The 19,258-nt window shown below is 31.2% G+C and carries 16 protein-coding genes and 2 pseudogenes; 5 read left to right on the top strand and 13 right to left on the bottom strand.

Translation table 11 applies throughout. The features are described from left to right. Positions 1 to 15 precede the first annotated feature (15 nt). Positions 16 to 663, bottom strand: a complete 648-nt coding sequence (locus tag ACW0JX_RS27990; protein WP_459245806.1) for a lysozyme family protein — start codon at positions 661 to 663, stop codon at positions 16 to 18. Between the two features lie 415 nt (positions 664 to 1,078). After that, the gene (locus ACW0JX_RS27985; protein ID WP_098169056.1) at positions 1,079 to 1,435 is read right to left on the bottom strand and encodes a YxeA family protein; all 357 of its coding nucleotides are present in this window, start codon (positions 1,433 to 1,435) and stop codon (positions 1,079 to 1,081) included. 776 nt (positions 1,436 to 2,211) lie between these two features. Between ACW0JX_RS27985 and ACW0JX_RS27980 the strand changes: the two genes are divergently transcribed. After that, complete coding sequence (locus ACW0JX_RS27980; protein WP_459245805.1) at positions 2,212 to 3,006, top strand: SIR2 family protein; 795 nt, start codon at positions 2,212 to 2,214, stop codon at positions 3,004 to 3,006. Between the two features lie 119 nt (positions 3,007 to 3,125). Further along, positions 3,126 to 5,780 (top strand): NB-ARC domain-containing protein, encoded by a 2,655-nt coding sequence (locus ACW0JX_RS27975; protein ID WP_459245804.1) that lies wholly within the window; start codon positions 3,126 to 3,128, stop codon positions 5,778 to 5,780. A 485-nt stretch (positions 5,781 to 6,265) separates the two neighbouring features. On the opposite strand, the gene ACW0JX_RS27970 is transcribed toward ACW0JX_RS27975, so the two are convergent. From ACW0JX_RS27970 to ACW0JX_RS27950, 5 genes are all read right to left on the bottom strand, one after another. Beyond that, positions 6,266 to 6,622, bottom strand: a complete 357-nt coding sequence (locus ACW0JX_RS27970; protein ID WP_459245803.1) for a YxeA family protein — start codon at positions 6,620 to 6,622, stop codon at positions 6,266 to 6,268. A 431-nt stretch (positions 6,623 to 7,053) separates the two neighbouring features. Further along, positions 7,054 to 8,868 carry an acyltransferase family protein gene (locus tag ACW0JX_RS27965; RefSeq protein WP_459245802.1) on the bottom strand — a complete coding sequence of 605 codons (1,815 nt, stop codon included), beginning with the start codon at positions 8,866 to 8,868 and terminating at the stop codon, positions 7,054 to 7,056. Between the two features lie 1,029 nt (positions 8,869 to 9,897). Continuing rightward, a complete protein-coding gene (locus ACW0JX_RS27960; RefSeq protein ID WP_459245967.1) occupies positions 9,898 to 10,473 on the bottom strand; it encodes a replication-relaxation family protein in 576 nt (191 codons plus the stop codon). A 22-nt stretch (positions 10,474 to 10,495) separates the two neighbouring features. Continuing rightward, positions 10,496 to 11,662 (bottom strand): FtsK/SpoIIIE domain-containing protein, encoded by a 1,167-nt coding sequence (locus ACW0JX_RS27955; protein WP_459245965.1) that lies wholly within the window; start codon positions 11,660 to 11,662, stop codon positions 10,496 to 10,498. A gap of 10 nt (positions 11,663 to 11,672) precedes the next feature. Beyond that, a complete protein-coding gene (locus ACW0JX_RS27950; protein WP_459245964.1) occupies positions 11,673 to 11,993 on the bottom strand; it encodes a hypothetical protein in 321 nt (106 codons plus the stop codon). A 289-nt stretch (positions 11,994 to 12,282) separates the two neighbouring features. On the opposite strand from ACW0JX_RS27950, the gene ACW0JX_RS27945 reads away from it, so the two are divergent. Continuing rightward, positions 12,283 to 12,504 (top strand): helix-turn-helix domain-containing protein, encoded by a 222-nt coding sequence (locus ACW0JX_RS27945; RefSeq protein WP_000467343.1) that lies wholly within the window; start codon positions 12,283 to 12,285, stop codon positions 12,502 to 12,504. Between the two features lie 397 nt (positions 12,505 to 12,901). Here the strand turns inward: ACW0JX_RS27945 and ACW0JX_RS27940 are convergent, their stop codons facing one another. Next, complete coding sequence (locus ACW0JX_RS27940) at positions 12,902 to 13,699, bottom strand: cell wall hydrolase (protein WP_459245963.1); 798 nt, start codon at positions 13,697 to 13,699, stop codon at positions 12,902 to 12,904. A gap of 309 nt (positions 13,700 to 14,008) precedes the next feature. On the opposite strand from ACW0JX_RS27940, the gene ACW0JX_RS27935 reads away from it, so the two are divergent. Beyond that, a complete protein-coding gene (locus ACW0JX_RS27935; protein WP_459245962.1) occupies positions 14,009 to 14,482 on the top strand; it encodes a CDI toxin immunity protein in 474 nt (157 codons plus the stop codon). Positions 14,483 to 15,052: 570 nt separating this feature from the next. Here the strand turns inward: ACW0JX_RS27935 and ACW0JX_RS27930 are convergent. Then, positions 15,053 to 15,238 carry a hypothetical protein gene (locus ACW0JX_RS27930; RefSeq protein ID WP_001253021.1) on the bottom strand — a complete coding sequence of 62 codons (186 nt, stop codon included), beginning with the start codon at positions 15,236 to 15,238 and terminating at the stop codon, positions 15,053 to 15,055. A gap of 1,215 nt (positions 15,239 to 16,453) precedes the next feature. Between ACW0JX_RS27930 and ACW0JX_RS27925 the strand changes: the two genes are divergently transcribed. Next, the gene (locus ACW0JX_RS27925) at positions 16,454 to 16,972 is read left to right on the top strand and encodes a DUF4352 domain-containing protein (RefSeq protein ID WP_000516011.1); all 519 of its coding nucleotides are present in this window, start codon (positions 16,454 to 16,456) and stop codon (positions 16,970 to 16,972) included. A 503-nt stretch (positions 16,973 to 17,475) separates the two neighbouring features. On the opposite strand, the pseudogene ACW0JX_RS27920 reads toward ACW0JX_RS27925, so the two are convergent. The 4 genes and pseudogenes from ACW0JX_RS27920 to ACW0JX_RS27905 form a co-directional block, all read right to left on the bottom strand. Continuing rightward, positions 17,476 to 17,783: pseudogene (locus tag ACW0JX_RS27920) on the bottom strand (Rpn family recombination-promoting nuclease/putative transposase); the annotation flags it as partial. 6 nt (positions 17,784 to 17,789) lie between these two features. Further along, on the bottom strand, positions 17,790 to 18,377 hold the full coding sequence (locus tag ACW0JX_RS27915) for an SMI1/KNR4 family protein (RefSeq protein WP_459245961.1): 588 nt from the start codon (positions 18,375 to 18,377) through the stop codon (positions 17,790 to 17,792). 121 nt (positions 18,378 to 18,498) lie between these two features. Next, on the bottom strand, positions 18,499 to 18,897 hold the full coding sequence (locus ACW0JX_RS27910; protein WP_168410784.1) for a hypothetical protein: 399 nt from the start codon (positions 18,895 to 18,897) through the stop codon (positions 18,499 to 18,501). Between the two features lie 46 nt (positions 18,898 to 18,943). Further along, a pseudogene (locus ACW0JX_RS27905) lies at positions 18,944 to 19,169 on the bottom strand (transposase); the annotation flags it as partial. Positions 19,170 to 19,258 lie beyond the last annotated feature (89 nt).

Below are 19,258 nucleotides of genomic sequence, written 5' to 3'. Positions count from 1 at the left end.
ATTTCATTCTGCAACTTATTTAGAAGAGCTATGTACATTTCGAAGAAGTTCTTCAATAAGCTTTGTTTTTTCATTTACCTTTGTGGCATATGTGAAATCACCATAACAATATGGATACCTAAAATTATTTTTATTTCCACCACAAGTATACATCGCTGGATTTTGATCAACTTTTATCTTAGAAAACTTTTTGGCTGAATCCTCCGAGTGTTGTTTAACTTCTTGACTAGCAACAAAATCAATATACCCTGGCCCCATATTATAGCTTTGAATAATTGTATCCATGCTAACATCCTTGTCCGTTCCATATTTGTACATTTTAGCAAAGTGTTTTACCCCTTGTTCAATGCTCAAGCTTGTCTCTTGAATTTCATTTGGCTTTAATCCAAGTGATTCGGATGACTGCATAGGATCGTTTCCCTCACCTCTACTCTCTTGGTACATAATTCCTAATAAAACTGCTGTTTTCTCTCCTAAATTATATTTTTCTAATTCTTTTTTCAAGGTAGATTCATATTGCAATACACGTTTTTCGGTGGCTAGCGCTTTATTTTGTTGAATATTGGTTTTATGATTAAAATATAGCATTCCAACTAGTATTCCTAAGCCTAAAATACTAATAAGGAACACTCTTATAATTTGTTTTTTACTTGTATCCTTCATATATTCCTCCTCGTATAAAAATTCAATTTTTCAAGGGTAATTTGTTATTTACAAACTATGTAATGGACATCTATCTCCCGCCCTTTTTAGACTCAAACATCAATACTTTAAGGTTTTAAGTTTAATATAAAAGTTTAAAGATAGAGTAAAGATAAGATAAAGATAAGATAAAGGGCATTTTTTATACGTACTTTAAAAGATATTGGTACAACGGGATATGTGGGACAAATCGTTGATATAAATGGATTTAGTAATAACGGAAAGGTTAACGTACAAATTATTAATTATGGAGATCTCATTCCGGAAGATTTACCTTATTTTTTCAATATGCTTTATATAAAAAACTACAACATAACATATAATAAAAAAACGGCGAACCCTCCACGTAGGAGAATCCACCATCACAAATAAATGATTATTTCACACCTAGTTTTTCTTTTGCTTTCTTAGGAAGCTCGTCTTCCTGCACTTCCTCCCAAGCTGTTACACCTTTTTTCTCTGAGTGATATACACGTAGGAATGCTTCTTTACGAAGATTCTTTTGTGCCATAAATTCTAACTCTTTTTCTTTACCTTCCTTATCAAAACCCGATAATGTATATTCATACTCCTTTCCCATCACTTTCCCATCCATAGATTTTGAAACTCCCTCTTTTCCATCCATTGTAATTTGAACGTAATATTCATCTTTACCCATACGATTGATATCACACCCAACTAGCAGACTTGCAAATACAACTAAAAGGCTAAAAAGTGCCATATATTTTTTCATATTGTTCACCTCATTGATTTTCTATGTTACTATAATCTTAATCTGTGTTCGTTTGAAGAGAAATTCAAAAACATTACGTCAACATTACATTTTCGAAAGATAACAAAATTACCTCTATCCATGTTTATAAATGAGATATTCGCTTAGCCACTAAACATTATTTAAACAATTACTTCTTCATTTTTTTTTACTATTTCATAATTTGCTTCAAATTCACTCTTCGCATTTATTGCCTTCTAACAATTATCATCACGCATGGCTTAATACATTACTAAAAAAGCTCTGCATTATTCAGGCACTCTTTATAATTTCAACATTAAAATATTCATACAACTTTCTATAGAATCCGCATTAAATATACCAAATTAAAGAGATTGAACGTCATAGTCCCTATACAAGCACCTAAACAATATAACTGAACAAACTAATAAATCATTTTGAAAGTAAAAATATAAGTAATCCATTAAAGATTCTGACTTTAGTTCCATTTATATCTGTTTAAACGTATAACCCTGTACACCTACTTATTATCAAAATCCCCTAAAAATGCTCAATTCTCTATTTTTAACTTTTCTCTTATAGTTCCCACCCTTTATGTTCAACATCTATCGTCTTACCTATTATCCAGTTTAATAACAACTATTTATTTCTACTTCAATCGTATTCAGTGATATTTTCTCGTACTGAAATCCCTTAATTTTTTCCTCATCATTAAAAGAAGAAATTGACATTATAATATGTTAATATAAATATAAAAATGCAAAAGGTGGAGTTTTATGGGAATTAATATACCAAATCCAATCATTGATAGTGCACATAAAGGAAATCTTGTTTTCTTTATTGGATCTGGATTTTCAAAAGATTTCGGTTATCCAGACTGGAAAGGTTTAGTTGAAAAAATTTTAGAAGATGCCATCTATAATGATCAAGACTATGAACCATATTTAAAGTTATTAAAAAATGGAAAAATGCCCTTATTAGATATTTTAGATTACATAAAAGAAGAAAAAAGAACTATTGCAGCAACAATAGAACATGAATTCCAATACACAGCTAACGGAAAAGATGCCTTAGCAAAACACAAAAAAATTTTTAAAATTTCAAAAAAAATCATTACGACTAATTATGATCAGCTATTAGAAAAGGCTATAGATGATACAATTCCATCTACTCTAACAACAAATACACATAAAATTGCTCAGTTATCTCAATCCAATTCATTCATCTATAAAATACATGGTGACTATTTAGACCCTGGAAATTGCGTACTTTTAAGAGAGGATTATACTAAATTATATGAAAATAATAACGCGGCATTAGAAGCATTAAAAAATATTATAACTAATAATGTAGTTGTATTTATCGGATTTAGCATGGAAGATCCATACATTAGTAATCTATTTGGATATATAAACTCTATTTATCAAGGATATCAAGAAAAAGGTTACATCCTAACTATGAATGATAAAGATTTTTCGAATTACAATATAAAAAAAATACAATTAAAAAATCATGATGAAATACCGTTATTTCTAGATAAACTATATAATGAACTAAAAAAAAAAAAATAAGTAACGAAACAAATGGAATATCCATTCCTGATTCAAAAAAGATTCAGCAGAAAAATACTTCAGAAGTTTCTATAGAAATAATCCCTAAAATTGCTCTATTATTCTCTTCACCTTTAGATATGGAATTATTCTATAAGAGGGATAACATCTTAAAATGTTTTAAGAAATATAATGTAGTTATTGATGTATATTACCTTTCTATAGAACGGTTAAATGAATTAGAGGGCTATAATTATGTTTTTATCTTTACACAAAAAATACAAAATAAAATAATACTAGAAGATGAATATTTTAAAGGGACATTAATTTCTTTAGAGCAACTAGAAGATCAATTTGGTTCCACCGATAATTCTGGAGTATTTGTGTTTATAGATAAAAATACTAAATTTTATAATACCGATAAAATTACAATACCTTTGGCTATCTTAGAATATCAAGATAATTTAAACTCTTTTCTATTTAAACTATTTAAAAAAGCTTGTAAACTACATGATCTTTCATACATTCAACTATTTAATGAAAATAAATTCTCCATCACTCAAATTAAATTAAGTAACGCAAAAATAAATAAAACAACCGAATTATCCAGATTATCTAGCAGTATAGAACGAAAAAACCTATCTAATTTTGTGGGCAGAAAAACTGATATTATTGATATAACTAGAAAATTATTAAATTTATCAGATAGAATCCTTACAATAAAAGGCTCTGGAGGAATAGGAAAAACTACTATTATAAAGAAGATAGCATTAGAGTTCTTTGATCGTGGCTACTTTATAGATGGAATACACTTTATTGATTGTGAGGCTATTAGTGATTTTCGAACTTTTAAGAGGAATATAGCTAAAATCTTTAATTTAGAAGAAGCAATTAACTTTGAGGAACATATGCGGAATTATGAGTTGAGAAAAGATTCATTGATAATTCTAGATAATTTTGAAACATTACTGGATTTAAATGACAACTCGGATATAAAGCAGTTAATAACATTTATCTGTAATTTTGTAACAATAGTAATTACGTCTCGAGAATGGGCTGGTTTTGAATTTGAAGAAAAGCATGAATTACGTAACTTTACTCGAGAAGAAGCCTTCAATCTTTTTCAAAACCTTTATTCCAACGATTTAAATAGCACAATAGAAAGAAGGATTCTACAGGAAGATATTCTAGAAAAATTATTAAATAATAATCCTTTAGCTATTAAAATTGTCACTAAAAATTTACCGAAGTTTACCGATATGTCTGCATTACGAGGTGAACTTCGGTCAAATTTCTTTAAGGCAACTAATACAAATTATGAAGAGATCTTTCACTCTCCCTCTGATGAAAATATTGAGAGATCGGGATCACTTTACCAGTCTATCTATTATTCATATGCTAAATTGCCTCCTAAAGAGCAATTAACGTTTGAGATTCTATCTTTATTTCCTAATGGGATACAAATGGAATCTTTTAAAGAATTCTTTAAAAATAAAACATATAAGATTACAAATAAAGAACTAAAACGATTAGAAGATAAATCCCTAATCGAAATTAACAATGGACACCTTACGCTCCAATCTATTATAGGGAGGTTTGCAGATTTCCATTTAAATCAAAGGAATGCGGATGAGAAAATAGGATACTTTAAAAACGCTTATAACTACAACCTTTATTTACTTACTATACTTATAGAAAAAAAACGAGCTGGTCAAACAAATCAGGCTTTAAAAATATATGACAAATTCGAGGATAACTTCATAAAAAGCCTTAGTTATATTGAAGAAACTGGAATAGATGACACTCAACTAATTACTTATATTGTATCTCTCATACCTTTCGCCCAATTGATAGGTAGTATGAGTAAAATAACAAACCAATTCCATGAGTGTACCAGAATATTTAAGAACGTACCCAATGGAGAATTATTAAAAGAGGTTTTATTACTAGCAAGTTATTACTATGAAAAAGACCTTGATAAACCCTTTGAATATTTAAAAGAAAAAAAAATGTTAGAACGATTAGATACCTTAGATATAAACACAATTGAAATTACTAACTCAGAAATAATTGTAAAAGTGCTAAGTATTTATGCAACGGAAGGATATCACTTTGATGCAATTAAATTTATGCATAAAAGGAAACATTATGAAATAATAGATTTTGGTATATCTTTAATGTGTCTAGGTTCATTTAACCATGTAATACAATTACAAAAAGAAAAAAATGTACCAAAAGATTTCTTTTATTTTGAATCTAAATATAATCTAGGGATACTTACTATTGAAGAAATTGATGAATATATCCAAAACGATATTTTTAACAAGAGGCACATGGAAATAATGCAATCAAATTATTTAAAAACAAAAATGGGATTTGCAAAAAAAGAAATTATAGAAAAACTAGTTGTGACTAACACTTATACAATGGGATTAAAAAATTTGATGTTAGCAATATTAGAAGAAAATGTTGATGTTAAAATTAATTTATTCGAGCAAGCAATAGACCATTTGAAACATATACATTATTACTATACTGAGGCTATTTATTTTTATTGTGTATTTTTAAAAACTATAAACTCAAACACTTTTAGTATATGGTATAACTTAGGTAAAAAATCTGCCGAGAAATCATATTATAAATACCTAATACATAAGTACTACTCATTGGAAAATAATTCTTGTGTATTATATGACGAAAAGAACTATTCTCTACCTGGTGATTTTGATATTCAATTATTTATTGATGAATATTTAAAAAGCCGACGTAGTGAATTATCATATAATAACCTTTAAAGTTATTATATGATAATTTTAAAGATAGAAATATGTAAATAATTACAAAGAAAGAACTAGATTAGAAATATATCTAATTTAGTTCTTTTAGATTAAATTCACCCTATTCTTAGCTAAAATTATCTTCTTTTCCTATCTATTAAATCTTTACCACTAAAATATTTAATTTCGTTATAGCATTAACGCTATTTAGTTACCTACTATAGGTATCTTAAGAATTTAATTCCGCCCGTCACGCTACATATTTGATAAAATCCCTTCTTCTCTTCCAGATGCACATATAGTGCAATCAAATGAACGATATGTTTTTAAACCAATATATATGATTGCCTCTACAAGTCATTCGTTAATACATTTATGATATCGATTAACTAATAATTACAATCAATTCTAAAGCCAACCTAAGCATGCGTTTCTTAATATAAATAAGCACAAACAAACGGCTAACCCTCTATGTAAGAGAATCCGCCTGCACAGATAAATAATTATTTTACACCTAACATTTCTTTCACTTTCCTAGGAAGCTCGTCTCCCTGCACTTCCTCCCAAGCTGTTACACCTTTTTTCTCTGAGTGATATACACGTAGGAATGCTTCTTTACAAAGAATCTTTTGTGCCATAAATTCTAACTCTTTTTCTTTACCTTCCTTATCAATACCCAATAATGTATATTCATACTCCTTTCCCATCACTTTCCCATCCATAGATTTTGAAACTCCCTCTTTTCCATCCATTGTACTTTGAACGTAATATCCATCTCTATCCATACGATTGATATCACATCCAACTAGTAGACTTGCAAATACAACTAAAAAACTAAAAAGTGCCATATATTTTTTCATATCGTTCACCTCATTGATTTTCTATGATACTGTAATCTTAATCTGTTCTCGTTTGAAGAAAAATTCAAAAACATTACGGCAACATTACATTTTGGAAAGATAACAAAATTACCTATATCAATGTATATAAATGAGATATTTACTTAATCATAGAAAATCATTTAAAAGAGAACAGGATTATTAACATGTAAAGTGACAACCACTTTTTCAAAACCACAGAAATTCAACATTTTCGTTATACCGTATGTATAGTAAAAGGCATCGACACCATTCATGTCCCGTACAAAAAAGCGAAGTCTTTAACTAAACTTCGCTTTTCAATGTATTATGAATTACAGGAATTATTGCTAAATGCCAAAAATTTATTTTTCCAAACATAGATTTTTTTATTTCAGCTAACTTTGCAAAAGAATTTGACAAAATATAATTAATTATTGATTAACCGCTTTAGCCACAAGGACTGCGTATGCTTCTGCACCTATATTGGTTAAATGCACACCATCAGGTGCAAAGTAGTCTTTCTTTCCAGCACTTGCTGCATACCAATCAACTAGAGTTACATTAGGATATTTAGGTACTGTTACTTTCAGTCTCTCGTTCACAATTGATTCCCACGGACGTGGCACTCTCGTATTAATAAATATTATTTTACGTTCGTTTCCAATTAATTTTATTAATGAAACAAGTTGCTCAGTAGTAAATGCTCCATTTGTACCTAATCCGATAATGACATAGTTTCCTAAATTCCCTTCATTTTTTAACTGTTCAACTACTGGAATCGCTTTTGACAGCTGACGGCCAATTTGCGCATCAATCTTAATATCAGGAAAAGTATTTTTTAAATACGGAGTAATATCAATCATAACGGAATCGCCTATCGCAGTAACTGTGAGTGGATTTTTAGGTTGTGCAGAATTTACTTCTTTTGATTCCCCTTGATTTAGTGGCGTCTCTTGATTTGGATTTTCCCAAACTGCAACTGGATGTGGCGCCGGTTGTGTTTGTACTGCTTCCACCTTATCTTTTTGAGAATTCTCCTTAGCCTTACTAACATTCGATAACCCTAAAACTGCTATTGACGAAAAGAATAATGAACAAACTAAAGCTAACTTAACACCTAAAGTGACATTTTGAAGTCTTAAGTTCTTAAACTGAATGTTCCGAAGCGCACCTTGTCGGATTGGTTTTTCGATAAACTTCCATGAAATTTGCGCAATCAATATTATTAGAAGAAATTGAAAGATTGCTCTTATTATTGAAAAATCCCCAGCATTTACTTTTGGAGTCGTTAATGTAAGAATTGGATAATGCCAAAGGTATATGCCATACGATCTTACCCCTACCCAACGTAAAGGTCTAAATCGTAAAAAATGAGCAATGCGACTAGCTGGATGAGCTAGATTTGCCACTAACAATGCTGTTGCAATTGATAAGAGAACCATTCCTCCCTTGTATAGAAATGGATCATATTGATTGGTCTTCCAAAACATAACCAAAATAATAATAAGAGCAATGCCCCCCACTACATCAAGAATGAAACGCGCCTTCGGGATAATTTTATTAGCAAGCCTATTGCTTGGCCAAACTAAGGCAAGTACCGCTCCGATAAGTAAGGAAAAGACCCTCGTATCTGTACCATAATATATTCTGCTCGGATCAACTCCAGGTTCATACAAATTTGCCATTGCTAAAGCTGAAGCAAATGCTCCTAAACAAATCAATAAAATCATGCGGGATTGTTTTTTTATGTAGTAAAGTCCTAAACTAATAATAAACGGCCAGACAACATAGAATTGTTCCTCGACTGCTAACGACCAAAAATGATTTAATGGAGAAATCTGGTTAAAATTATCAAAGTACGATAATTTATGATAAATATACCACCAGTTACTAACATAAAATAATGCCGCTAATGAATCTCCGCGCATTTTTTCAAGTAAAGAGCTATGAAAAATCGTAATCCATGCCAATGTTATAACGAGCATAACAAGCATTGCTGGAAGCAATCTTCTTGCCCTACTAAGCCAGAATTTTTTCAAATCAATTCTCTTATTTCTCTTCCACTCCATGGCTAGAATATCTGTAATTAAATAACCTGAAAGTACAAAAAATACTGTAACCCCTAAAAACCCTCCAGGTAACCAATTAAAATTAATATGATACAAAATAACACCTAATATAGCTAGACCCCTTAGACTGTCCAACCCAACCATATAACGACTATTTTTTTTAAAAGGTTTAGTCATCCTACATTCACCTCTATTTCTTGGTAACTAGGTTAATAATAACGGCATAAAATGCTATTAATTTCCTAAAATCATATAAGCTAAATAAACCGTTACAAACATCATTTTGTAAGGCTTTTTTTTATATTTACATGCACAGCAATAAATACTTTATCACGTTATCTGGCTCTGTTGTGAAAATTTTTATAGTAGGTGTTTTTACTCTTCCTAAACAAGAAGAATTTGCCCAATCGAAAATTTATATACCGTGTGTCTTAAAGTAAAATTTTGATACGTTTTTACAGACATATCAAGGCCTGTGACATTTTGAATATAATCGATAATGCATACGTAAAGGATTTTGCATATAAAAACATTATAAGAAATGGATATGCATAATTACATATTTCTCTTACTGATAAAGCGCCTCCATTTCAAAAAATCCTCATTAATATTTTTAATCTCTTTGTTAGCTTGATAGCGAAATGGTATAGCAAACAAACCATAATTGTATCGGAAACATTTGCTTCAAATCAATTATGTTTTTGTTATGGATATTAAAAACAAGACGTTACTAATCTAATCCTACGAAAATGGGACTACCCTTCTTATTGTATACATCATAATTGGGATATTAACGTAAGTATCAATTGGAAGAATGAAGCGATAAGGCTTCTAACCACAAGGACTATGGTGAATACCTACTAACTAAGTTGGAATTCGATAGAGCCCCCTTACTTATTAATTCCCCCTCTTCTATACGAAGTAATAGTGGGAGTAGTTCAATAAAGGGTTAATCTTTATTAAGTAAAATTACTGGGAGTAAAAAAGGAGACTTTCGTGTTTGTAAGAGCAACAAAAAGAACTTGTAGGAATCTCTACAAGTTCTTTTCAGTTTAAGGTGAATATACGAGATAAAAAAACTAACTTGCAAATTCATCATAGATACTACAGGGGTAATGCTTTGACAAGTATATTATATAACAAATATTAACATCCATAGATTTTGATTTTGAAAATCCTGTGAATTCAGAACAAAAGTAGCTTATTTTATGGTTTTACCGCTAAATTATTCATAAAACTCTCTATAGAATTCGCTTGGAATATACGGAAATAAGAGGATTGAACGTCGTAATATTTGTCGGTAATGATAAGAATTGAAGGAAAGAATTTAGAAGTTTTCGGTTGCCAAGATTCATTATGCCATTCTTGGCTATGGAAGTATAACTCATATCTATTTATCTTATCTTGCATTATATTTTTACTGTACACTGACTTTTGAACTTCAATAAAGAATGGCGACCTACGCCATATAGTAAAAGCATCCGGCTCCATATATTCCTTCCCATACTTTGGTTCCACTTTGAATAACTTAGGATTTTCATAATGAACAAGTTGTTTGTATACGTCCACAATACCAAGGAAATGAGGAATTTTTTGACTGGTTTTTCTGATAGAACTGGGTTGCGGAAAATAAATGTATGGGTGTTGCAATACGTTAGCATCAACATGGCCGTCTCTTCTTAATCGTTTCATAACCGTATTACAGCAGGTTATCGCATTCTTTAAGCCTTGAAAATGCAAGTCAATAATATCATCTCGGGACATGCATCTAAATTGCTTCAAATCATTCAGAATTCCTTTATCTCTACTCTTCATCATCTAACACCCCAAATAACGGCATTTCTACTTGCGATGAATTCTTGAGTACCTTCTCCCCTTTAGACATGCGATATGGTTCAACAATTTGTTTCGCCTTACTTAATTCCAAATAAGGAGCTTGCACTTTCTTTAATCCATTGCGTTTAAAAATCATTTGTCCAGATTGCTCTAAATACTCTGAACCAGGAGTACCCATAATATTACTATTAATCACACTATCACATTTAAAGCCCATTCTTACAGTCATATTAAGTTTTAACTTACCATCTAACACCTTGGCATCTGGCCTCTGCATACTAAGCAAAAGAAAAACCCCAAGTGATCGCCCAACTGCTGAAATCTTTTCAATTGTAGCCATACACTCTTTTTCATCTTTAAGCATAGCCACCTCATCGATAGCAAGTAGGATATATGGCTTTTGATGATTTGGATTTAATTTGTTGTACGCATCAATATGATCAACTTCATATCCTTCCATAAGTTTTCTTCGTTCCCTGATTTCCTTCCATAACTTTTGCAGCATTATTTTCATCTCAATTTCTTCCATACAAACTTCTTTTACATGCTTCACTCTACGTAAAAAATGAAATTCAGAATTTTTTAAATCACCAAGATACAAATGCAACGTATTAGGGGACATATATTGAATAAGTGTGGATAGCACAACACGTACCATACTACTTTTCCCACTTCCCGTTTCTCCTGCGATTAATAAGTGCGGTGAATTGGAACCAATCATGTCGTACGCAATCATTTTTCCGTATTGGTCCCTGCCGACCACAACAGGTAAACCGTAACCTTTTAATTGTGGCTGCCATTCTCTATAACAATAAGTATACGGCTTTAGCCCAGCATTTGAATGAAATACATGTAGGACAAACTTTTTCATATCCCCTTCAATCGTAATATTCCGTCCTAATATTTGCTGAAAACAAAACCACTTCTTTTCAATCTTCTGTGGATCTAATCCGTTTGGTATGGTAAATACATATCTCACGCTTTCTGTTGAAGAAGATACATTATATATCTTTGGATAAATAGGCACTTTCCCCCCGCGTGTTTGATGTTCCGTATATAGACCTGCTTTTCCAAATACCTCTATAAGTTGATTCCTTAACCTTTTTGTATGAAGCCACTTCTTTATCATTCTCATATACTTCCCCCTAAAACATGATTAGGATGCGAATAAATACATATCCAATCAAACAAACTCCACCTATTCGCATGCCGTAATAAATACCTTCACTTATAAATTTAGCTGCCGATATATGGTCATGTCGCACTAAATATTTTTCTAATATGACTGCCCCTATTAAAACCGTTCCCATTACTCCTAATGCAATGTAAGTATGTAGTACCTGATCCGACATATGAAGGAATGCGAAAGGACTAACTGAATTGTATTTACATATTTTCTTTTCTTTCTCTTCGTAAGATCGATTCATACACTCACGAAAAGAAATTGTTTCCTTCCTACCACGCATTTAAATGCCCTCCTCTATAAACAAAATGAACAAACTAGATAAAATATAGGGTTTATACGCCTATTACCTTGATAGCATTATCTTGATTGTTAACTTGGTAGATACTTTGCTAGTACAAATGCTAGTTGATTTGGTATCTAATTTGGTAATAAGTTTGCTAGATACGATAGTAGCTACCTTGATACATCATATTGCGTGGGGCTTGTACATTATTAACACTTTTGTTTAAAAAAATCATGCTTTGGTAAAGATGTGATTAATAGAGGATTTATGAATAGGAGTGTTCACAATGTTTGGCTTGGGGAAACCATTATCAAGATTTGGTAAATTTTTAAAAAGAAATAGTATTACTCAAACCGAATTAAAGGAATGGAGTGGAGTAAATCAAAATACAATTAGTCGTATTTCTCGTTCAAATACATACAAACCTTCATTAGGGAATGGCCAAAAATTAATTAGGGCCTTAAAAAGAAAAGGTTACAGCGTAGACTTTGAGGATTTCTGGATGTAATAATCAGCTCGTTAATCCGAGCTGATTATTTTTTGAAAAATTCATCATTCTTTTTGATTTTTGTGCCGCGTTAGCTTATATAAAAGTGCTAAAATTCCAAAGAACGTGTATAAAAAGTGACAAACAAAAGATATATTGTCAATAGCAATAATATTAATACACAAGTAAAATACACGATAGAAATACGCTTTCTATTCTCTTTCCAATTACGTATACTGGAAATTATAAAACTTACTATCACCATGTAACAAATCCCTACTAAAAAAACCAATACATACTCGTGAATAATAACACCACAAATTAAAAATATAACAGCTAATATTGCTAATAGTGAATGAACTACACGCAAAAATAACCTCTCCTTATCTCATTGGAAACCTATTAATGTACGATTATTTTATTTAGCAAACAAATGGTTCCCAATTTGTGCAACGGTTTGACGTGTTGTAATCCATTTATCAGTCGAGGTTCTTGGATTGTAGAAATAAAGCCAATCAGAATTTGTTCCTTTTGAAGTGAGGGCCTCTTCTACTGCCATTTTTGCTTCCTGTGTAGCAGGCTGATTAATTCTACCATCTGTAACAGGAGTAAATGCGTAACCATTTTTAATGGGTTCATAAATTACACCTGTAATTGTATTTGGAAAACCATTTGCGTTAGCACGATTTAATACTACCTTTGCAACTGCAACCTTTCCTGCATGCGGTTCTCCTCCTGCTTCTGCATTTACTAAACGAGCCATTAAATCCACTTCTTGTAATGAAATACCAGTATCAATCTTTAAGTGCTGACCGACAAAAATATGATTTTCGTCTACGTTATTGTTTTGTTTTATGGACTGTATTGAAACCTTATATTGTTGTGATATAGAACTTAATGTATCCCCAATTTTCACTTGGTAAATTGCTTGATATGTATTAGTTGAAACTGGTGAATTATTTTTCTGAACATATTTGTTTGCAGTTGACGATACCGGAATTGTTAAACGTTCTCCAATATTAATTTGATCATTTTCTTTATTGTTTTCTTGTTTAAGTGATTGTACGGACACCTCATATTGTTTACTTATTGCTTCTAGGGTATCATTCTTTTGAACCGTATAAACCGTTGAAGCCGCAGTCCCTACTGGATTTGATACTACTGTAATCATTGCAGCAGATAATGGTAACCAGGTTTTCGCCTTACATAACTTCATTCAAAAAAGCCTCCTAAAAATTATTAAGTACTCTTAATATGTTTAAGTTAAAAACAAATCAAGCTATTTATAGCGTAACAAAACATTGAATTCAAGTCATTGAATTTGTATTTCTATATAATAATTGGGTTGCTTATGATATTGAAATTGAATTATTATAGTTATGTTTCAAAAGAATCGGACAATCTAATTCTTAAACTAAATATGGTGAAAGTAGAGGCTTATTTCAATTGCCTAATAGTTTCTTTACTAAGAACTGTTACTATATGCTATACTGACTCCTAATTAATTGTAGAAGGAATGATAAAAATGAGTGACAGATCCTCAAGACGATGGAAAATGCAACAAAAGTTACGGGCACTGAAAACAAAAAATAGCAATGATACAAACCCTTTGTTTAATGAATGTATTGAATCTCTCGGAGAGGAAACTCTCATTTTCTCTCAAAATAAAAGCCAACAAATTGCAAATACTTTCATAAATTCATTTCCTATAACTGTCTCTGGAAGAATAGATTGGGAACAGATAGACAATCAATTAATAGCTTTAAATAAAGAGCAACTAATTTCCCTTATTAAAGAAAACAAACCAGGTTCTGATGAACAAATTTTTATACTATGGGATAACTATGAAATCCCTGTAATAAGCACAAATCTTGATAAAGTATTCCAATCACTAGTTGATATTGATGCAGTCAGTTTTTATTTCTGGTTATTGGATAAAGAATATAAATTTATAATTGAAATAAAAAATGAAGAAATGATTATGGTTGGATTTAGCTAATAATCCAATCCACTTTCCTCATTCTTTTTTTCTATAAATGAGCTTTTTCCACCGAAGCTATGTCGCCTTTAGCAATACGAGTACCTCTTTCAATTTCATGATCTTGCATAATTTTCCTCTTTAGGCACTTCATTGTTTACAACTAACACTCCGACTTCTCCGTGACAACTACTGTCTATCGTTCCAAGAACATTATATTCCACGTCATACCGATACGGGGATGTACCTGCAATTCATATCCTGGTAGAATCTTAAAAACTTATGTTTTTGGGACACTAGCATGTTTCTTTTTTCATTTATAATCTTAATATTTCCTATACGGCATTTGGATTTCGCAATATAATTTCAATCGGGAATGGGAATTCCCTCTCACTACTTGTCTATTATCTTGTTATTCTCTTTTTCCTAGTAGGTTATAGCAAACGACAAGACTATTATTTTTTCTCCTAATCCCGTACTTATATTCTTTGATTTTGTTATTTTTCCTTAACAACAAACAAGACGCCAACCAGATCACGGAAGCGCCTACAATACTTGCTATAAACTTAACTAAACTTATTTACCTTCACGTCATTTACTTCTTTGTTTCCATACCCCATTCTCTTTACGATAAGTATTCTTTCCATTCATGAATCCCGCTGTATTACCAGGAATGCTATATTTTTTATTCTTAGCTTTCTTCTTCATCCTCTTTTCTTCTTGAACAGCTTGCAGATCCACCTTCCATTGTTTTAACAAATCCTCTTTACGTCGCATCGAATTTGTACCCCTTATATTGAAAAATAAATTTAATAATCATATTATATACATTTAAATATATTTTTCAATAAAAAGAGAGCACCCCCGCTACCGGTGCTCTCAATGTGAATCGGGGTTATCCTGAGCATTGAATAGGACACGAAGAACTCGTCCTATTACATAATATGCTTGTCCTTATAATAATGTGAATTAAAAAGCACCCTCGCACAGGTTCCAAATAATACATATACTTTGAATTAACTAACTTGTTCGAAAAGACCTTTCCATATCATTGTATGATTAATTATCTTTATACTTAAATGACTCCTTAAGTATGTTTAATGTATAATTTCTATATAACTAAAAAAAAGCACCTGCATCATATAACTTTCTATCTTTCTTAACTACTCGCTTTATGTTTGGTGGTTGGGAGAAAACCAAGAATCTTCTCATTTATACTCCGTAGGTCCAGTCAGTACTTCTGTTGTCTCCTCACCTTCGCTCACCAACTATGGTTACGCAACATGATACCTAATAACATATAAATCTATATATACAGTTGTAAAAATGAATGGTTAAGTGTTAAAATTGCATAGGTACTCTTTAATGAGTTCTCATATAAATTAACAAGAGTTTAAAAATTCTCGAATCTCAGCCCCTTGGAGCGCCCTCCAAGGGGCTGAACTAATTAAAATATAGATTATATGCACCTTTATTATTTTCATTGACTCCATATATTGCATATACGTAATATTTTTGTGAAACATCACGGGTTTCAAATACAACATTTTTTAAAGAACTCTTATCTTTCCATAAGAGTTCTTTTTTTAATAATGCATTTGTTTAAATTCTTAAATTTGGCCAGACAATCCAGTAATTCTCAATACTTTGTCAATCTTCCTGATTGTCGAAACCCATATACATAATTATTTTCACCTTAATATCCTAATAATACAATGGTAAAAAATAGATGAAGTAATGTACCAACAAACAAATTTTACATGAATCAATTACCAAAAATAGATGAAAATTTTTGACTATAGCGCATTTACCTTTATGAATATGAGATACAGACGAAATACGGGGGAAAAATAGGTCATAGGACAGAAATGAAATCTGAAACTTCCAAACTATCTTTTTATTTCTATTCGACATAATATAACAATATAAAGATATGTGATGTGTTATTATTACTGTTGCAATCTTAAATTTTACATAATTGGAGGAACAAACGTGGGAAAAATATTTAAGTTTGGATGCCTAGGCATTATAGTTTTATTTGTAATCGGAATAATTGCTATGGTTGCTGGTGGCGGAGATTCAACAGAAACAACTTCAACAGACACTAAAGCAGTATCAAAAGAAGGGGTATCTTCTGATGTGAAAATCGCTGTAGGATCTATGGAAACAGTAGATTCTGTAGGCAATGAATATACAAAAGAACAAGCACAAGGTGTATTTAAAATTTTAGAAGTTACACTTACTAATAATCAAAAAGACGCTATCACTGTTGATGCTAACAGCTTTAAATTAGTAGATAGTAAAGGTCGCGAATTCACATATTCAACACAAGGTCAAACATCTTTTGACTTAGCTAACGGTGGAAAAACTGACTTCTTCTTAAAACAATTGAATCCTGGTCTAACACAAACAGGTAAAATTGTATTTGATATACCAAAAGATGCTGAAGGAATTTTCTTAAAAGCTAGTGGTGGTATGACGGGTAAAGAAATTAAGTTAAAAGTAGAATAGTAAAAAGGTACTCGAAAGAGTACCTTTTTTTCTCACTGACCAACATTACATAACGCGGGAAAATAAGATGTGGATGAGAATTCAATACATATTAATAAAATTAAGACGGTTCAAGTTTGAGAAGGGCTCCTTAAGTTAACTATTCTTTTTGGAAAGTAACTTTACACATAGAAAAAACCTCATATATTGAGTCCTTATAGTAAATATTTTAGTATTTTCTTCCTACAAAATCTCAGCGAAAAGAATCATTAAAAAACATATTGAATTACTGAAGAATTCTGTTCTCAACATTACATTAGATTTGCATCATATTTATTAATCGTGAATACATTTCACGTTCTTCTTTCGAATTCTTTATAAATTTGTGAGCAGCATGAAAAACATCAAAAAATTGATTAAGAAAAGGCACTGCCAAAATCTTCAGCAATGCTTTCCCATTAAACCTACTATGATAATAAACGTCTAATTTTTTCTACACATAGGCTCTGTATACTCATATATATTTATTTTAGCTTTAAGATACGTTCAATTTCCTCCACACTCAACTTACTTGCTTTTGCAATAGTTTCAAGTGGTACACCAATTTCATGCATTCCTCGGATTATCAGCATCTTACCTTGCTCGATTCCTTTTTCCATGCCCTCTTGTTCTGCATGCGCTAACTTAGCTTGTTCATCTAGAAGTAATTTCTCTCGAGCTTCATATACTGTTCGGAAAGAAGAATCATGGCTCATATTTTCCCATTTATTACTTTTTGTAAAATTGGATCTTGATTCATCGCAATCTCCTCCAATATTTGAGTAAAATTCTTCACACATTATTGAGATTCTTCTCCGTCTAGAAAATTAAAATTACCATCAATAAGATTCTGTAAATACTCATCAAAGCTGTTTGCAATCACTTCATATTCATCAGGATCATGTAAAAAACGAATTATTTGACCACATACACCTTCATCAGAAGGGTTAAAATCAATATACAGCTTTGATGTTCCACCGTTGTTCATACAATCTGAAAAGTGAATATACGTGCCAGGGAGAAGTCCTTCTGGATTTATCTTGGAGTCAACAGCATCCTCGTCATCTTGGTATTCTAAAAGATAGGAGACGTCTTCTTCTTCTTTTGAACTTTCAATCATCTCCTGTGTAGAAAGCAAATAATATGGATACTCTTCAACATCTGAACCTAAAATACATACCGTGACTTCGTTTTCTCCATATTTCCGCCAATATGTACCATCGATATTTTCAAGTAAAGTGATTAATGATTCTGGACAATTTGGATATTTCGTCCTTAATATATCAATATCTCCTTTTGTAGCACCGTATGCTTTATTTAGTGCTTCGAGATCATCTGTTGATAACGCTGCTTTCAAACCGTTTAAAAATTTGTTTGCCAAATCCATTATTTTGTCCTCCCAAAAACCAATATAAATTTTCTTAGTCTATATACCTAACATAAATAAGATTTGACCTTTAACTGTTTACACATCTAATTTAATTAGTACCATTACGTTCTAGCTCTTCTCAATTAAAGTATTGTTCTAGTAACTCTTTACCTGTTTTAATTGTAGTATAGTACTCTCCACCATACAGTTTCCCTTCTGATGGTTTATGGAAATCTTCGTATTTAGGGAAGTCTTCATTCTCTTCAAATGATTTCTTTGCAACTTCCATGTCTTCTGCTTCTATTTTAGCAAACAATCTACCTATACCGAATAACCCTTCATCATCAATACTTTCTTCTACAAGATAGTGTTCCTCTTCCTCTATAGGTGTCATTTTACTTTTTCTAACAGTATATAGATGACCCGTTTCTTCTTCTCTTACCGTAATAAAAATCCAACCAACTCTTACAACTGTACAAGGTTCTAATCCTAATAGTGTATAGGCAACTACCTTTTGGTCTTTCACATATTTCCCCATTTTATCTACCCCTTGTTGTTTATTTTGTTTAAAAGTTAAAATATTTTCAACGTGGTGATACATATCTATAACCATATAAAACAGTAATTCCCTTTACTACAACTGTTTTTTTCAATGCTTTTCACTACCGCCTTTCCTGTTAAACAATTCCTATATTAAATATAAATTGCAAATTCTATAGGTTCCTTTTTTGGTTTTGCTTCTTCAAAATAATATAATTCTTCTTCATCGGCACTTAACTCTAACTGCCAATCTTCAAAGTTAGTTTTATATTTGTATCTTACTAATCATTTTTGACCTCGATTTAAATCATTCAGTTCATTCATCTTCATCTTATTTAGTACACTACAAATGACTGTTA

The sequence above is a fragment of the Bacillus sp. C-3-6 genome, assembly GCF_054509685.1.
Note: the sequence above shows the minus strand (reverse complement) of the source record. Positions and strands in the feature narration are given on the sequence as shown.

What these genes read in the sequence shown, in the direction of transcription:
- ACW0JX_RS27990 (WP_459245806.1), bottom strand. Translation starts at nt 663, where the DNA reads ATGAAGGATACAAGTAAAAAACAAATTATAAGAGTGTTCCTTATTAGT.
- ACW0JX_RS27940 (WP_459245963.1), bottom strand. Translation starts at nt 13,699, where the DNA reads ATGAAGTTATGTAAGGCGAAAACCTGGTTACCATTATCTGCTGCAATG.
- ACW0JX_RS27980 (WP_459245805.1), top strand. Translation starts at nt 2,212, where the DNA reads ATGGGAATTAATATACCAAATCCAATCATTGATAGTGCACATAAAGGA.
- ACW0JX_RS27985 (WP_098169056.1), bottom strand. Translation starts at nt 1,435, where the DNA reads ATGAAAAAATATATGGCACTTTTTAGCCTTTTAGTTGTATTTGCAAGT.
- ACW0JX_RS27955 (WP_459245965.1), bottom strand. Translation starts at nt 11,662, where the DNA reads ATGAGAATGATAAAGAAGTGGCTTCATACAAAAAGGTTAAGGAATCAA.
- ACW0JX_RS27975 (WP_459245804.1), top strand. Translation starts at nt 3,126, where the DNA reads ATGGAATTATTCTATAAGAGGGATAACATCTTAAAATGTTTTAAGAAA.
- ACW0JX_RS27965 (WP_459245802.1), bottom strand. Translation starts at nt 8,868, where the DNA reads ATGACTAAACCTTTTAAAAAAAATAGTCGTTATATGGTTGGGTTGGAC.
- ACW0JX_RS27930 (WP_001253021.1), bottom strand. Translation starts at nt 15,238, where the DNA reads ATGCGACGTAAAGAGGATTTGTTAAAACAATGGAAGGTGGATCTGCAA.
- ACW0JX_RS27950 (WP_459245964.1), bottom strand. Translation starts at nt 11,993, where the DNA reads ATGCGTGGTAGGAAGGAAACAATTTCTTTTCGTGAGTGTATGAATCGA.
- ACW0JX_RS27945 (WP_000467343.1), top strand. Translation starts at nt 12,283, where the DNA reads ATGTTTGGCTTGGGGAAACCATTATCAAGATTTGGTAAATTTTTAAAA.
- ACW0JX_RS27970 (WP_459245803.1), bottom strand. Translation starts at nt 6,622, where the DNA reads ATGAAAAAATATATGGCACTTTTTAGTTTTTTAGTTGTATTTGCAAGT.
- ACW0JX_RS27935 (WP_459245962.1), top strand. Translation starts at nt 14,009, where the DNA reads ATGAGTGACAGATCCTCAAGACGATGGAAAATGCAACAAAAGTTACGG.
- ACW0JX_RS27915 (WP_459245961.1), bottom strand. Translation starts at nt 18,377, where the DNA reads ATGGATTTGGCAAACAAATTTTTAAACGGTTTGAAAGCAGCGTTATCA.
- ACW0JX_RS27910 (WP_168410784.1), bottom strand. Translation starts at nt 18,897, where the DNA reads ATGGGGAAATATGTGAAAGACCAAAAGGTAGTTGCCTATACACTATTA.